Below are 14,235 nucleotides of genomic sequence, written 5' to 3' on the forward strand. Positions count from 1 at the left end.
AAATGAAGTACGAGGAATACAAACAGCTGTACAACGACCTCCGCACACCGGCGGACGTCGAGAGACTTTCCTCCGACTATGACGCCCGCATGTTGGACAGCCTGTTCACCCAGAAGACGACCCGCGAGGTGAAGAAGCGCTTCTACATGGTGAAGAACAACGCGAGCAAGATGCTCAAGGAATGGAAGAAGGGCAGATCGATCATGGAGCTGGCGGAGAAGAACCGCTTCCCCCCTCTCCTGACCGCCATGTTCATCTTCCTGGAGGACGGGGCGACCAAGAAGGAGTTCTGGTCCTATGTCCGCGACCCTACCCTGCTCGAGAGCGACGAGACCGCGGACGAGGTCCGCGAGGCCGTGAGGAACGACATCGTCTACTCCCCCGAGGCCAACGACCGCCAGAAAGAGCGTGGGATATGGGGGGAGGACCTCGCCCACCAGTGGCTCGACGGCCAGGGTATAACGTACCGCACGGAGGACGACCTCCGCGGGACCGAGTTCACCAAGACCCCGGACTGCCTGCTCGACCATCCCGTGATCTACGAGGGCAAGGAGATCTACTGGGTCGAGAGCAAGGCGTCGTTCGGGGACAACACGGAGTTCAGGTTCAACGCCAGGAAGCAGCTGGTCCCGTACACCAAGCTGTTCGGTCCGGGGCTCGTGGTCTACTGGGTCGGATGCCTGGACGACCTCGACTGTCCGGAGAACGTCTACGTCTGCGACATCTCCGTGATGGGAAAGAAACTGGAAAAGACGGCGGAATGGCCGAAGGAGTGACCTCCTCCGGCCGTTGTCATTGAAACTTGGACATCGTGTCGGGTCCCCGGTATCCCGGAGGACCCGCACGGTTCACTGATTCTCCTGCCTGAGCTCGCCGAGCGTGGCGACCCTCTCGGCATACGCATCGTGCTTGTGGATGGATTCCTCGGAATCGCTGATCACGTCGATGCTCACGCAGTCGGGCAGATCCGAATACCTGTTGACGAAGCGGAGGACCACGCCCCTCACCACATCCTCCACGAACTTTGTGTTCCTGTGGGCGTTGATGACGACCTGTCCCTCATCGGGCCTCTTCAGAAGCTCGAACGTGGGGGACGAGAACGAGTCCTCCACGATATCGATCAGATCGTTGGCCTCGATGGACACGTCCTCGGGCATCGTGACGGTCAGGGTGCAGACGTTCCTCTGGTTGTGGGACATGACAGGCATGTCCCCGTCGAACTCGAGCATCTCGGTGACGGTCTGCTGGGCGCACGGGCATGCGGTCATCCCGACAGCGCGGATCCCGACGGTCTTCGTCAGGGGTCCCCCGCGCTCTATGGTACCTCCGGCGAGGAGCGTGTAGATCTCGAACGTCTCCCTGCCCTGGGGGGTCATACTGGGCCTGTAGTACTCCGCGGATATGTGGACCTCCGCGTTCCTGGCATACTCGTGATGGACGAGCAGCCTCTTGCAGATGTCCGCCGCCATGTCCTCTATGGCGGTGATCGGATGACGGATGCTCTCCTCCACGACCTCGTTCAGGACCTCCACGTTCCTGGACATGTGGGACCCTTTCTGGTCTGCGGGAAGGTCCACGAAGATGTCGATCGAACAGCCGAGGGTGTTGTTGAGCTTCTCGCTGAGCCCCTCCCTCTGTACGACGACGGGTTTACGCACATTGCGAACGCCGACACGGGTTAGCTTATAGCTTGCATCGCCCTTGCCATACTGCAGGTCGCACTTTAGAGTCATGGCTCGCCTTAAAACCGAGCAATTCTTAAATGAAGCGCAATCTACAGGAAAACGGGTAACAGATGCATTGTGGCGTAGATGAGGCCGGAAGGGGATCCGTGATGGGGCCCCTGGTCGTAGGAGCCGTATGGGTGGAGGATGACGATGTGCTCTCGAAGATCGGTGTCAGGGACTCCAAGAAGCTGACCCCCAAGACCCGGAAGAAGATGTACGACATGATCGTCGAAAGGGCCGATGCCTGGACGACCGTCATGATCTCCGCGAGCGACATAGATGCCCGGAGGAAGGAGATCTCCCTGAACGATATCGAGCTGGACATGTTCTCCGAGGCGATATCGGCACATCCCTGCGACATAGCGTATGCCGACTGTCCCGATGTGAACGAGGACAAGTTCTCCGCCCGCCTCGGTGCATCGCTCCAGGATGTCGAGATAATAGCAAAGCATAAAGCCGACGACATGTACCCAGTCGTATCAGCAGCCTCCATCGTGGCGAAGGTTACGCGCGACCGCATTATCGAGGAACTTCATGTGGAACTCGGGGATTTCGGAAGCGGGTATCCGAGCGACCACTACACCATGGATTTCATCACGGACTGGATGAAAGAGAACAACTGTCCACCTCCGCACACGAGGAGATCGTGGGAACCGGTCAGACAGATGATATCCGCCAAAGCGGTGAGAAGGCTGGACGAATGGTGACAACATGAGCATGCAGCAGGAGATTCAGGCTGTGATCGACAGGTTCCACAGGAAGATGGAGAAGGATCCTGAACTGAAGAAGGAGATCGAACCTCTGGAGAAGATATTCAATCTGAACCTCGGAGAGGAGACATACACCCTGAAACTCAAGGATGCTCGCATCTACCATTTCGACGCGGGACTAGACCCGAACGCGGATGTGACGGTCACCACCACCCCCGAGAACCTTCAGGGGCTCATAGACGGATCCCTGAGGCCGATGCGTGCGTACGTCCTCAAGAAGATTCAGGTCAAGGGGAAGATCGACGACCTGATGTTCCTGAAGAAGCTGTTCTGAACAGACACAAACATTAAATATACCGCCTTGTTAGGCGGTTTCATAGCGAGGTGGGGTAGCCAGGATATCCCGTCGGGCTCATAACCCGGAGATCGGTCGTTCAAATCGACCCCTCGCTACCATACATCATTATCATCCCCATCTGATTGGTGACCAGGAGGCTCGAAAAGCCCTTGATTTACCGTATCATTCGATCTGCTCGCCAGCTCTGGGCTCTGTCACCATCTCAGGAACAGTTGATGTGTCCACCCCGAACGCATCCAATATCCTCTTGGCTCTGCGATCAACGGAATTCAGGATGATCCCGGATGGAACGGCCACCAGCTTTAGGGATGATGCCAGATAAAGAGCGTCCCCGACCTCGTCGCGGATTCCCTCGGACCGCAGAACCGTCTGGATCTCAGAATAGATTATTACCACCAGAAACTCGATGAACATCTGATTGTATAGATTCACATTCGCTCCCTTGAACACAGCTACCCATCTCGACCCCTTGTAGAACTGATGGAGTGTGTCCAGAAGACCCTTCCTCATAGAACGGACGAAAGATATCTCGTCCCAAGAGAAACCAGTGGCAAGAACAAGCGAACAGCCTGCATTCCGACGGAATTTCGACATCGCATCCCTGTTAACTGTTACCTTCATCAACCCATACCTGTCTGTCGAAACCTTCAACAGGTTTACGAGTCCCCCTGCTTCATTCCGAAGAGAGGTTTCTGGATCACTGGAAAACTGCCCATTCAATCTCAACTTTATGCTATTTATAGAATCGTTGACGAATCTTATGATGTCTGAATTTATGTGGGGGCTGTAGCTCATGAAAGCCTGAAGACGGACCCCACACTTGGAGAATCTTTGATCGGAATCGTACACGCCACGATATGCGCCGTGTTCCATCAGAATGCCCACCTGGGTTTCCTTCACGATGGACCCATCCTCCCTGTGATGCTCCATGTCATCAAACGGAACCCCGAACGCGCTGGACATGGAGACGTATTGCACTGATGATGCTGGAAAAGGGATTATGAAATCGAGATCGTTCACTATGAAGTCGGCAAGACGGAGAGTTGAAGACGATGTCGTATCCGAAACAAGTATCGGCCTGTACCCGGATTCCTTCATATGTAACATCAACTTGATCACATCGGACGGGTCCAACGAAGGATTGTTCATGAGATCGAATCCGATCGGTTTTCCCTCTCCATCCATCGCCACAACCACGGCCACATCGTCCGACTTCGTAGAGGAATACAGCATCCTCAAAAAATCACCGAATCCTTTGGATAATGATGCCACGATCGGCAACAAGAATATCCGATTATCATCCTGCCCGACCCTGTTTCTGAAGAACCTCTCTGAATCGATCCGACTGAATGAGTTAAGGACATCCGCCACCCATTTCGAGTTGATTGTCTCTGCTCCCGTCCCCAGACACTCACGGATGTATGACTCCTTCAGAGTCCTGTCAACATAATCCGATGATGATGGCCGTATGGCCTGGGCCATGGCCATGGCCAATATCCTGAGTCCGCGATCGCCAAAAACCTCCTCCAGATCGTCCAACAGGTTCAATCTCTTGATGACGGACATCACCACCGCGACATCGCCATAACTTTTGATGTCCAACATCCTGCCTATCAGAAGATCGGCTTCAGAGAATCCCTTCTTTGGAATTATCTCTCCCGTTCCCGGATCGACTATACCGAGATATGTCCTCCTTGAGACAGGGTTCTTTCTTCCAGGGACGCGCTCGGAGGTACACGCGTACGCATACCTCCTCCCGTTGATCTCCGTGTAGGTGATTCTCACAAACCATCATGACTGACTGGATATATTATGAAATTGTTTTATAGCTACATATCCGAATAATTATGATGATTATACGAAAGTTTTTATAATAAATTCAGTCGATTGAGTACTGTCTCTATCGAAACCACGGTCCAAATCGTGTACTACGTCGAGACGGGTGATTGAAATGCAGAACGGATCGACGACATCGACCTCGATGATAGAATCAAGTAACAAAGGGGTCGTGGAATCATCATGAGGAACGAATACGCCATCCTCTTCTCAATGGTCATGCCCGGAGTAGGGCACGTGTATATGGGCAAGACCGTCAAGGGAGTCATCCTGATGATACTGGCCATGATCGGGCTATTCGTGTTCCTCATGCCTCACGCACATTACCAGATATCCTGGTCCATGCAGGAATACATCGTGGTCGCGGTCATCTGGATCGCAGCAGGGGTATTTGGTGTGGCAGACTGCACCAGAACCGGTAAGAAACAATCTGCAGAATGAGTGAAAGGATCAGTGAAACGACTGATCCTAAAGCAAACGGGCCGGGATACAAGATTCTCGGCCCTTCACATCATTTGACCGCATCCGAGACACCGAGATGTTGTGTGATTCAGAACCAAATGCATCGACTGTATACGGCCACGGTCGTTCAGACCTGAAGACGAACCACATTGTCCAGAAGTTTGACGCCCCCATGACCATACGGGACAGCCATGGGGGCCTGTGAAGGTGCGAAGTGCCAGACGTGTATCGCGGACTCACTCGGCCTGATCTCCCTCCGTGCATTCGGACCGTATCCTTATAGACTCAAGGACCGGGATGATGAATATCCTGCCGTCCCCCGGATGTCCGGTCTCCGCTCCACGCTTGACGACGCCGATGACGGTGTCCACCTGGTCATCCTCCACCACGATCTCGACCTTGATCTTCTCGATCTCGTCCACGGTGAACTCGCCCACCCTCGTGGTGAATACCAGTCCCATCTGCTCCCCGCGACCGGTGACATGCGTTATCGTCATCGCGTAGATCCCGGCATCCTTCAACCCGTCCTTGACGCACTGGAGCCTGTCTGGCCTGATTATTGCGATTACCATCTTCATTCCAATCACATCACGTAAGCCGGTTCTCCGTGTTCGACGAGGTCCTGTCCGATGAGCTCCTCGTTCTCGGTCACGCGTACGCGCATGACCTTTCCGATGGCCCATATGATGACGTACGAGACCACGAAGCAGAATATCACCGTGATCACCACCGCGATGGCGTTCCCCACGAGCAGCTGCCAGTCGCCTGTGGTGAAGAGACCTCCGGCACCGCTGATGTTGAACTCCGCGAAGAGACCGGTGGCTATGGCCCCCCATATGCCGCCTATCCCGTGGACGCCCATGACATCCAGGGCATCGTCCAGCCCGGAATGGTTCCTCATGAGGATGACACCCAGGTAGCACACTATGCCCCCGACGACCCCGATTATGGCTGCACTGGGAGGGGAGACGTACCCTGCACAGGGGGTGATCGCGACCAGTCCCGCGATGGAACCCGCTGCGAGACCGAGGACGCCGACACGCCCGACATGCAGATACTGGACGATGGCCCAGGATGCCATCGCGAAGACCGCGGCCACCATGGAGACCATGATCGCGTTGACCGCCTGTCCGTTCATGGCAAGTCCGGACCCTCCGTTGAACCCGAACCATCCGAACCAGAGGAGGAAGCATCCGAAGAACACCATGGGGATGCTGTGAGCCCTCTTCATAGTCCTGGAACAGCGCTTTCCGAGGTATGCCGCCAGTGCGAGTCCGGTGGATCCGGCACATATGTGGATGACCGTACCGCCTGCGAAATCAAGTGTCTCCAGACCGAACGGGAGGTTCATGAACAGCCCTCCGCCCCAGACCATGTGCGCCATGGGGGCGTAGACGAGGACGGACCACAGGGCCAGGAACCAGGTGATGGCGGTGAACCTTATGCGCTCGGCACAGGCACCGAGGACGATCCCCGCAGTGACGAGTGCGAACATCATCTGGAACAGTGCGAACTCCATGTCTGGCACATACGAACCGTCCTCGATCGTGTATGCGGAGACGCCATTGAAGAAGACGTTGTCGAATCCTCCGATGAACATGTTACCGTCGGAGAATGCGAGAGAGTATCCCACTGAAAACCACGAGATCCCCATGACCGCCATGGAGAGGAGGGTCTGGGATATCACGGACGTCATGCTCTGCTTCCTGAGCATGCCCCCGTAAAACAGTGCGACACCGGGGGTCATTATGAATACCAGCGCAGAACAGATCGCCACCCAGGCTATGTTGGCATAGTCCGAGGGGTCCTCCCCGACATCGTGCTCCGCCGCAGAGACCGAGTCCGGTATTAATGAAAAAACGACAATTGAAAGTGTTACTGCCAGAAGTAACGTCAATAGGAACTTCTTGTTGAGCATTATATACCTCATTTGTCTAATCAATAGACTGAATTCTGCGTAAATATCTATTTTATTTAAAACTTATCAGATGGAATAGATTTTTAAGGTTTTATTGTTCAAATAAATATTAAGATTGGAATAAATAGACAGATGACAGGTTGAAAAGAATATAAGCTTGCATCCATCTAATTGTAATCATATGAAAAGACGGATGGTCCGAGAGACGGAGGATGATGGCGTCAAACGGATGGTATGGAAGAATGAACGGGGCGCCGAGATGCGACCCCGATGGTTTGGGAAGGACCTGCTCAGAGCAGGGATTTGGCCTCTTCGGGATCGAGATCGAGGGCCTTGAGCATGTAGGTGAGCGCCTTCTTCGCGTACGGCGCACGCGCCTTGGGGTCGTCCATGATCTCCCCGTAGGACGCCATGACGTTGTTGAAGTACTCGATGGCGAACTCCGAGTAGAGGGAGGGGGACATGGACTCGTCTATCTCGGCGGCCTCGTTGTACGCGCCCTCTGCCTCGTCATACTTGTTCACGGAGATGCAGAAGGACCCGTACGACTGGTAGTAGTCGACACGGCTACCGTCGAGCTCGATGGCCTTCTTGTACGCATCCATGATCTCCTGGGTGTCGACCTTCGCGCCGAACATGCCAGAGGCATAGTTCCCGCATTCGGCCTTGTAGTACCAAACATCGGCGTTATCGGAGAATTCGGTCGTAAGCTTCTTGAAGGCCGTGTATGCCTTCTTGAAGTCGCCCTCGTCCATCGCCTTCATCGCCGTAGCGATCTTCTTTTCCGGAGAGGCTTCTGCCATGGACTCCTCCACAATCCATGCGATTATAAACCCTGTCGATTAGGCTTATAAGCCCATAACGGAAACAGGTCATCATGACCGTGCTTGAGAGGGTCCGCCGCAGTGCCGAAGCATCGGGATGGTCCGTGACGATGGGCGACCCGCCGGAGCATCGCGAGGACGATGTCCTGAGATGCCTGGACAGCTGTCGCAGGAACCTGTGCGGGAACTATGGGACCTCATGGTCCTGCCCGCCCGGGTGGACCGAGAGGATCGACACGCTCAGGGACGCGTACGACGGCGCCATCCTCCTGGAGAAGAGGTTCGACATAGACCCGAAGGACGCGGAGGCCCTGAGGCGGGCGGACGAGGAGCTCCATCTGCTGATCAGGATGCTGACCGCGGAGCTCAGGGCGTCCGACTGCGGATGCATGGGCTTCGCGGACGGGAGATGCGGCTACTGCGGCGTATGCTCCTATCCAGAGCCGTGCAGGTTCCCGGAACAGCTGGTCCCGTCCATATCGTCCATCGGCGTGGACCTCGAGGGATACCTGAAGGGGTTCGGGAAGTCCTTCGGCTTCTCCGAGGACCATGCGACGCTGTACGGGCTCATACTCCTCAAGAGGACGTGACGGGCTCGCGTGCGCAATAGTTTATAGAGAGAACCCGCATGCTCGCGCATAGAAGGTCTATCGGATGGACAGAGAAACCGTCGAAAGGGTTGCGCGCACGGCGCACATCAAGCTCACCGAGGAGGAGCTCGACAGGTACAGTAGGGACCTCAATGACATATTGGGTTACTTCGAGCTGCTGGACGAGGCTCCTGAATGCGATTCCTACGGCATCGACCCCATCGGGGTCGCGGACATAACCAGGGACGATGAGCCGTGGCTGGAGTTCGATCCCGACACTCTGTCGAGGGACATGAACACCTACGACGGATACGTCAGGGGGCCGAGGCTCTCATGACGATGCAATCCGTGCTCGGCTCCCTCAGGGAGACCAATGCGAGATACGGCATGTTCCATGCGATGACCGAGGACACGGAGCCCGGGGATGCGGGATTCCTGTTCTCCGCGAAGGACAACCTCACATCCAAGGACATGGAGACCTGCGCCGGATCGAGGATCCTGGAAGGATACCATCCCGTGTTCGACGCCACCTGCATATCGAAGATGCGCGGGGCCGGCGGGAAGCTCATCGGAAAGACGAACATGGACGAGTTCGGGTTCGGGACCTTCTCCGCCAACTCGGCCTATGAGGTCCCCCGCAACCCGTTCGACCTGGAGAGAGCGTGCGGCGGGTCCTCCGGAGGCTCCGCATGCGCCGCCATGGTACTGGAGGACCACGTCTCCATAGGGGTCTCCACGGGCGGATCGATCTGCTGTCCCGCGAGCTTCTGCGGGGTGTACGGGATAGCCCCCACCTACGGGAGGGTGTCCAGGTACGGGCTCATAGACTACGGGAACTCCCTCGACAAGATCGGCATACTGTCTACAAGGGCGGGAGACCTCAGGAAGTACGTCAACATCATCGCCGGCAAGGACGAGAGGGACCCCACCTCCTGCATGCAGCCCGAGCTGAAGAACGAGGGGCGCGGCATAAAGAGCGTCGCGGTCCCGAAGGACGGCGTCCAGGGCCTCTCGGCCGATGTGGAGAGGGTGTTCAGGGACTCGCTGGAATCCCTCAGGTCCAGGGGGATAGACGTCGAGGAGGTCGACATGCCCTCCTTCAAATACGCCATCCCCGCGTACTACGTGATCGCTACGTCAGAGGCCTCGACCAACCTCGCCCGCTACGTCGGTATGAGGTACGGGATGCAGGAGGGGGACCTCTCGCTCAAGTTCGACGACTACTTCTCCAGCATACGCTCGCAGGGGTTCGGGGACGAGGCGAAGAGGAGGATCCTCCTGGGGACGTTCACCAGGATGGTCGGATACCGTGACCGCTACTATGCCAAGGCCAGACAGGTCAGGCAGCTGGTCATCGACGACTACAGGAAGATCCTGAGGAACCATGATGCGGTCCTCACGCCCACCATGCCGTTCGTCGCCCCCCGGTTCGACGAGATCGAGAGGATGACCGCGCTGGAATCATACAAGGCGGACTATCTGACCGTTCCCCCTAACCTCGCAGGGATGCCCCATCTGAACGTCCCCTGCGGATACGACTCCGACGGGATGCCCATCGGCATGCAGTTCGTCGGGGACCATTGGAGCGAGGATTCACTGTTCACGATGGCGGAGGATTGGGAGAGGACCTTCGAGCTCAGGAGGCCGTCCGCATGAAGATCGGATTGGAGATCCATGTCCAGCTCCCCACGAGGAGCAAGATGTTCTGCTCGTGTCCGACCACCGAGGCCGAAGGACCCAACACCCATGTGTGCCCCGTGTGCCTCGGGATGCCCGGGTCCAGACCGGTCCTGAACCGGAAGGTCCTCGAGTACGGCATCATGCTGGCAAAGATGCTCGGGTGCAAGGTCTCCGACACCACCTGGTTCTCGAGGAAGACCTACTTCTACCCCGACATGTCGAAGAGCGTCCAGATTACGCAGTACGACAACCCCATAGGGGAGGGCGGGGTCTACTACATGGATGGGAAGAAGCCCATCAGGATCACCAGGATACACGTCGAGGAGGACCCCGGGAAGACCAAGAGGGTCGGCGACCTGTCCTCGCTGGTGGACTACAACCGCTCCGGCATCCCTCTGGCGGAGATCGTCACCGAGCCGGACCTGAAGAGCCCGGCGGAGGCCAGGGAGTTCCTCAAGCAGCTGATAGAGGACATACGCCATGTCATCGACCTCCCCGGGGACGGGGAGCGCAGCATCCGCTGCGACTGCAACATATCGGTGGGGACCGAGAGGTGCGAGGTCAAGAACGTCACCGGTCTGAAGAACGTCGAGAGGGCCCTCACGTTCGAGGTGCTCCGTCAGACGAAGATACTCCGCGCAGGCGGGAGGATCGAAAGGGAGACCAGGCGCTTCGACGAGGAGCGCGGCGTCACAATATCCGTCAGGAAGAAGGAGTTCGAGGCCGACTACGGGTACATAGACGAGCCGGACCTCGGGGTGTACAACATCAAGGACCTGGCAGACGGCATAAGGATCAAGGAGAGCCCCCAGAAGATGGCGCTCAGGATGTCGACCCAGTACGGCATAGACCAGAAGATGGCCAAGCAGCTGATAGCCACGTCCATCGGGCTGGCGGAGATCTTCGAGAAGGTCGCGGGCGACCACGATGCCCAGACGGCCATCAAGTGGGTCGCGGGCCCGATCAGCGCCAACTGGAAGGCGATGGAGTCGGCGGGCAGGGACCCGGCGGAGGCCGTCGCATCCATCGAGAGGTTCGTCAGAGGGGAGATCACCGATGCCGAATGCTCCATGGAGATCAAATGCGCCATGACCGGACAGAGCGCCGAGGCCGCGAAGGGAGCGTCAGAGGACCTGGACAAGGTCGTCTGCGCATACCTGGACGAGAACCCGGGCGTCGTGGAGGACTACAGGAAGAACGAGAAGGCGGCCAACCGCGTCATCGGATTCGTGATGAAGCAGTCCGGCGGGGCCCACTCCTCTGCCGAGGTCCTGGAAGCGGTCAAGAGGAACATAGAGTCCAGACTCTGAACATCAAACGCGGAGGCGACTCCGCACCTTCCCTTCTCAAAAACACCCGTGACGGGAAACATCAAGGACTCTGTGTGATAAGGGTACAGAGCCAGTTAATCCTCCCAGATGCACCAAGCTCTGCGATATCGCGATAATCCGCTTGTATTTAACTTTTTAAAATCGGTATAAAAAGGGCCCGAAGGCCCTGGTTTCAGTTCTCCTCGTCCATAGGCTCCTCGATATCGCCGATGTCGAGGTCGCCCGCGAGGGAGAGGATCTGCAGCTCCTCCAGCTTGTCGTCGTCCACCTTGGACGGGGAACCGTCCAGAAGGGAGATGGCCCTCCTGTTCTTGGGGAACGCGATCACATCCCTGATGGACTCCCTGTTCAGGAGGATGGCGCACAGCCTGTCTATCCCGATGGCTATCCCGCCGTGTGGCGGAGCACCGTAGCTGAGCATCTCCACGAAGTATCCGAAGTTCCTCTCGATCCTCTCGTCATCGAGACCGAGCTTGTGGAACACGGCCTTCTGAAGCTCGGGATCGTGGATACGGAGCGACCCGGAACCGAGCTCGTTCCCGTTCAGGCACAGGTCGAAGCAGGCACCTCCAACGTAATCGTCGTCGAGGTCGTTCTGCGGAAGGACGAACGGGTGGTGGAACGCATCGTATTTCCCGGAGACGGGATCGATCTCGAACATGGGACACTGGTCCATCCAGAAGAACTGGAACTCGTTCTCGGGAATGAGCCCGAGGTCCTCCGCGATCTTCTTCCTGAGGAATCCAGCGCTCTCATAGGTGGCCTTCCAGGGTCCGGCCACTATGAACAGGAGGTCGCCCTCCTCTGCGCCCATGGTGACCTTGATGTTCTCGAGGATCTCGGGTGTGAAGTACTTCACGATGTTGCTGTTAAGCTTCCCGTCCTCGCACCTCATCCATGTGAGACCTCCAAGCCCGACCTTCTTGGCGTACGCGATGTACCTGTCGACATCGTTCCTTCCGACCTTGCTTCCGGCGATGTCGGCCTTGAGGTTCATTCCGGCGACGATGCCGCCCTCGGCAAGGATGTTCTGGAAGATCTTGTACGGGGCATCCCTGACGACGTCGGTCAGCTTGGTGAACTCCAGGCCGTACCTCATGTCGGGCTTGTCGGACCCGAAGCGCTCCATCGCATCGCGATAGGCGATGTGTGGGAACGGCGTCGGGAGGTCCTCTCCGTAGAGGCCCTTCCACATCGTGCTGACGAGGCCCTCCATCATGTCCTGGATGTCCTTCATGTCCACGAAGGACATCTCTATGTCCAGCTGGGTGAACTCGGGCTGACGGTCCTTCCTGGAGTCCTCGTCGCGGAAGCACCTGGCCACCTGGTAGTAGCGGTCCATGCTTGCCACCATCAGCATCTGCTTGAACTGCTGAGGGGACTGGGGGAGCGCGTAGAACGTCCCGGGGTGGATCCTGGAGGGGACTATGTAGTCCCTCGCGCCCTCGGGGGTGGACCTTCCGAGGATGGGCGTCTCGATCTCGAGGAACCCGTTCTGCTCGAGGTACTGCCTGACGATGTGCACGAGCCTGCTCCTGAACACTAGGGCCTGCGCCATGTCGGTCCTTCTGAGGTCCAGGTACCTGTACTTCATCCTGATGTCCTCGTCGGGAAGGACGCCTTCCTTCTGGTCCCCCAGCTCGAAGGGGGGAAGCTTGGACCTGTTGAGGAGCTCGGCCTCGGTTATGAGGACCTCGATCTCCCCGGTGGGGTTCCTGGCATCCTCGGTGCCCTCGACCCTGTTCCTGACGGTACCGTTGATCTGGACGCAGGACTCGCGGGAGAACGTCCCGATGGTCTCCTCCAGACGCTTGGCGTCGACGCCGGCAGGCAGTGCCTCCGGATCGAATACGACCTGAGTGATCCCATACCTGTCCGCCAGGTCGATGAACGCCACTCCTCCGTGATCCCTGGAGAATCTGACCCATCCCTGAAGACATACCTCTTTGCCCAGGTCCGCGGACCTGAGCTCTCCGCAGGTGTTTGTTCTTCTCATAAGAGCGCCTCTTAATATGGTGGCCATTCGCCACACTTATTAAAGACATGCGCACGCGTGATGCCACTGTCCCATCCTTCGATCGGATCCTGACCGGCATCGCACCCGCGGATTCACGAGTGCGATACATCCCCATCAGAATCGATAACGATACCGAGACCGTGGATTGCTTCGATGGACTGCATGTTCCAGATTCACTTGCGACATCGCTCGCTCTCGCCTGAATGACGATCACTGATGTGGCTGTACACCCATTGGATCGCAATATCGAAAGACTTCGGCACGTCCACATGCGATATGCTATTGCAGTATACCGCACCGGTCGATGGGTCGTATATCACTCCGTAGACATGGGCCGAAGGCGAATATCCCGTCGAATGACCAATCTTGTCATATGAGATGGCCTCGGGAGAATTTGCCACAAGCAGGACCGGATTCCCGTTGTCCACCAACGCCTTCACGTCGTCATACACTGTGCTCTGATCCTGAGCCTCTACCCAAAGACCGTCAAGCACGACTATGTCGTCCGGACCTATGGATTCGAATGTGCTCTGGAAGGTGATTGATTCGTTAAAACCGTTCGATCTGGTCATTGGACGATCTGTCAAAACAACAATGTTACGATTGTTGTCAGTAATCTCTACAAAAGCAGGATTTGCTACATCATTTGCTGCAACATCATCTGCATCGGTCATACAAGGTGACAAACATGCGATTATGAAAACCGCCAGTGTCCCCAATACGGCCGTCTTATTCATATTTCATTCCTCCTTTCCAATACAACTTGTTTTAATCCTTGTTTT

At 56.7% G+C, this 14,235-nt stretch carries 15 protein-coding genes and 1 tRNA gene; 9 read left to right on the plus strand and 7 right to left on the minus strand.

The features are described from left to right. Positions 1-2 precede the first annotated feature (2 nt). Positions 3-776 (plus strand): C15orf41 family protein, encoded by a 774-nt coding sequence (locus V5D86_RS06490; protein WP_414595873.1) that lies wholly within the window; start codon positions 3-5, stop codon positions 774-776. Between the two features lie 72 nt (positions 777-848). Here V5D86_RS06490 and mptA read toward each other — a convergent pair whose 3' ends face one another. Then, positions 849-1,733, minus strand: coding sequence for a GTP cyclohydrolase MptA (mptA, locus tag V5D86_RS06495; RefSeq protein ID WP_414595874.1), 885 nt, complete (start codon positions 1,731-1,733; stop codon positions 849-851). Between the two features lie 62 nt (positions 1,734-1,795). Between mptA and rnhB the strand changes: the two genes are divergently transcribed. The 3 genes from rnhB to V5D86_RS06510 all read left to right on the plus strand — a co-directional run bounded on the left by rnhB (position 1,796) and on the right by V5D86_RS06510 (position 2,893). Then, positions 1,796-2,434, plus strand: a complete 639-nt coding sequence (gene rnhB, locus V5D86_RS06500) for a ribonuclease HII (protein WP_414595875.1) — start codon at positions 1,796-1,798, stop codon at positions 2,432-2,434. 4 nt (positions 2,435-2,438) lie between these two features. After that, the gene (locus tag V5D86_RS06505; RefSeq protein WP_414595876.1) at positions 2,439-2,771 is read left to right on the plus strand and encodes an SCP2 sterol-binding domain-containing protein; all 333 of its coding nucleotides are present in this window, start codon (positions 2,439-2,441) and stop codon (positions 2,769-2,771) included. A 44-nt stretch (positions 2,772-2,815) separates the two neighbouring features. Further along, a tRNA-Met gene (locus V5D86_RS06510) sits at positions 2,816-2,893 on the plus strand. A gap of 64 nt (positions 2,894-2,957) precedes the next feature. Here V5D86_RS06510 and V5D86_RS06515 read toward each other — a convergent pair. Then, on the minus strand, positions 2,958-4,580 hold the full coding sequence (locus V5D86_RS06515; protein WP_414595877.1) for a hypothetical protein: 1,623 nt from the start codon (positions 4,578-4,580) through the stop codon (positions 2,958-2,960). A 234-nt stretch (positions 4,581-4,814) separates the two neighbouring features. Between V5D86_RS06515 and V5D86_RS06520 the strand changes: the two genes are divergently transcribed. Next, on the plus strand, positions 4,815-5,072 hold the full coding sequence (locus V5D86_RS06520; protein WP_414595878.1) for a DUF6677 family protein: 258 nt from the start codon (positions 4,815-4,817) through the stop codon (positions 5,070-5,072). A gap of 257 nt (positions 5,073-5,329) precedes the next feature. Here V5D86_RS06520 and V5D86_RS06525 read toward each other — a convergent pair whose 3' ends face one another. The 3 genes from V5D86_RS06525 to V5D86_RS06535 all read right to left on the minus strand — a co-directional run bounded on the left by V5D86_RS06525 (position 5,330) and on the right by V5D86_RS06535 (position 7,814). Then, positions 5,330-5,671 carry a P-II family nitrogen regulator gene (locus V5D86_RS06525; RefSeq protein WP_414595879.1) on the minus strand — a complete coding sequence of 114 codons (342 nt, stop codon included), beginning with the start codon at positions 5,669-5,671 and terminating at the stop codon, positions 5,330-5,332. Positions 5,672-5,676: 5 nt separating this feature from the next. Beyond that, positions 5,677-7,023, minus strand: coding sequence for an ammonium transporter (locus tag V5D86_RS06530; RefSeq protein WP_414595880.1), 1,347 nt, complete (start codon positions 7,021-7,023; stop codon positions 5,677-5,679). A gap of 278 nt (positions 7,024-7,301) precedes the next feature. Continuing rightward, positions 7,302-7,814, minus strand: a complete 513-nt coding sequence (locus V5D86_RS06535) for a tetratricopeptide repeat protein (protein ID WP_414595881.1) — start codon at positions 7,812-7,814, stop codon at positions 7,302-7,304. Positions 7,815-7,888: 74 nt separating this feature from the next. Here V5D86_RS06535 and V5D86_RS06540 point away from each other — a divergent pair, with 74 nt between their 5' ends. The 4 genes from V5D86_RS06540 to gatB all read left to right on the plus strand — a co-directional run bounded on the left by V5D86_RS06540 (position 7,889) and on the right by gatB (position 11,415). Further along, complete coding sequence (locus tag V5D86_RS06540) at positions 7,889-8,425, plus strand: DUF2284 domain-containing protein (RefSeq protein WP_414595882.1); 537 nt, start codon at positions 7,889-7,891, stop codon at positions 8,423-8,425. A 64-nt stretch (positions 8,426-8,489) separates the two neighbouring features. After that, on the plus strand, positions 8,490-8,762 hold the full coding sequence (locus V5D86_RS06545; RefSeq protein ID WP_414595883.1) for an Asp-tRNA(Asn)/Glu-tRNA(Gln) amidotransferase subunit GatC: 273 nt from the start codon (positions 8,490-8,492) through the stop codon (positions 8,760-8,762). Continuing rightward, positions 8,759-10,081 (plus strand): amidase family protein, encoded by a 1,323-nt coding sequence (locus V5D86_RS06550; RefSeq protein WP_414595884.1) that lies wholly within the window; start codon positions 8,759-8,761, stop codon positions 10,079-10,081. Before V5D86_RS06545 ends, V5D86_RS06550 begins: the two co-directional genes overlap by 4 nt. After that, entirely contained in the window at positions 10,078-11,415 is a 1,338-nt protein-coding gene (gene gatB, locus V5D86_RS06555; protein WP_414595885.1) for an Asp-tRNA(Asn)/Glu-tRNA(Gln) amidotransferase subunit GatB, read from the plus strand. Before V5D86_RS06550 ends, gatB begins: the two co-directional genes overlap by 4 nt. Before the next feature lie 193 nt (positions 11,416-11,608). Here the strand turns inward: gatB and aspS are convergent, their stop codons facing one another. Then, entirely contained in the window at positions 11,609-13,432 is a 1,824-nt protein-coding gene (gene aspS / locus V5D86_RS06560) for an aspartate--tRNA ligase (RefSeq protein WP_414595886.1), read from the minus strand. A gap of 194 nt (positions 13,433-13,626) precedes the next feature. Continuing rightward, entirely contained in the window at positions 13,627-14,127 is a 501-nt protein-coding gene (locus V5D86_RS06565; RefSeq protein WP_414595887.1) for a hypothetical protein, read from the minus strand. Positions 14,128-14,235 lie beyond the last annotated feature (108 nt).

It is taken from the genome of Candidatus Methanoprimaticola sp. MG2, from assembly GCF_047501175.1.
Classification (GTDB): Archaea; Thermoplasmatota; Thermoplasmata; order Methanomassiliicoccales; family Methanomethylophilaceae; genus Methanoprimaticola.

Bases quoted from the DNA above. Each gene is read 5' to 3' on its own strand.
- V5D86_RS06540 (WP_414595882.1), top strand. From the start codon at position 7,889: ATGACCGTGCTTGAGAGGGTCCGCCGCAGTGCCGAAGCATCGGGATGG.
- V5D86_RS06535 (WP_414595881.1), bottom strand. From the start codon at position 7,814: ATGGCAGAAGCCTCTCCGGAAAAGAAGATCGCTACGGCGATGAAGGCG.
- gatB (WP_414595885.1), top strand. From the start codon at position 10,078: ATGAAGATCGGATTGGAGATCCATGTCCAGCTCCCCACGAGGAGCAAG.
- V5D86_RS06505 (WP_414595876.1), top strand. From the start codon at position 2,439: ATGAGCATGCAGCAGGAGATTCAGGCTGTGATCGACAGGTTCCACAGG.
- mptA (WP_414595874.1), bottom strand. From the start codon at position 1,733: ATGACTCTAAAGTGCGACCTGCAGTATGGCAAGGGCGATGCAAGCTAT.
- V5D86_RS06565 (WP_414595887.1), bottom strand. From the start codon at position 14,127: ATGACCGATGCAGATGATGTTGCAGCAAATGATGTAGCAAATCCTGCT.
- rnhB (WP_414595875.1), top strand. From the start codon at position 1,796: ATGCATTGTGGCGTAGATGAGGCCGGAAGGGGATCCGTGATGGGGCCC.
- aspS (WP_414595886.1), bottom strand. From the start codon at position 13,432: ATGAGAAGAACAAACACCTGCGGAGAGCTCAGGTCCGCGGACCTGGGC.
- V5D86_RS06545 (WP_414595883.1), top strand. From the start codon at position 8,490: ATGGACAGAGAAACCGTCGAAAGGGTTGCGCGCACGGCGCACATCAAG.
- V5D86_RS06490 (WP_414595873.1), top strand. From the start codon at position 3: ATGAAGTACGAGGAATACAAACAGCTGTACAACGACCTCCGCACACCG.
- V5D86_RS06530 (WP_414595880.1), bottom strand. From the start codon at position 7,023: ATGAGGTATATAATGCTCAACAAGAAGTTCCTATTGACGTTACTTCTG.
- V5D86_RS06520 (WP_414595878.1), top strand. From the start codon at position 4,815: ATGAGGAACGAATACGCCATCCTCTTCTCAATGGTCATGCCCGGAGTA.
- V5D86_RS06550 (WP_414595884.1), top strand. From the start codon at position 8,759: ATGACGATGCAATCCGTGCTCGGCTCCCTCAGGGAGACCAATGCGAGA.
- V5D86_RS06525 (WP_414595879.1), bottom strand. From the start codon at position 5,671: ATGAAGATGGTAATCGCAATAATCAGGCCAGACAGGCTCCAGTGCGTC.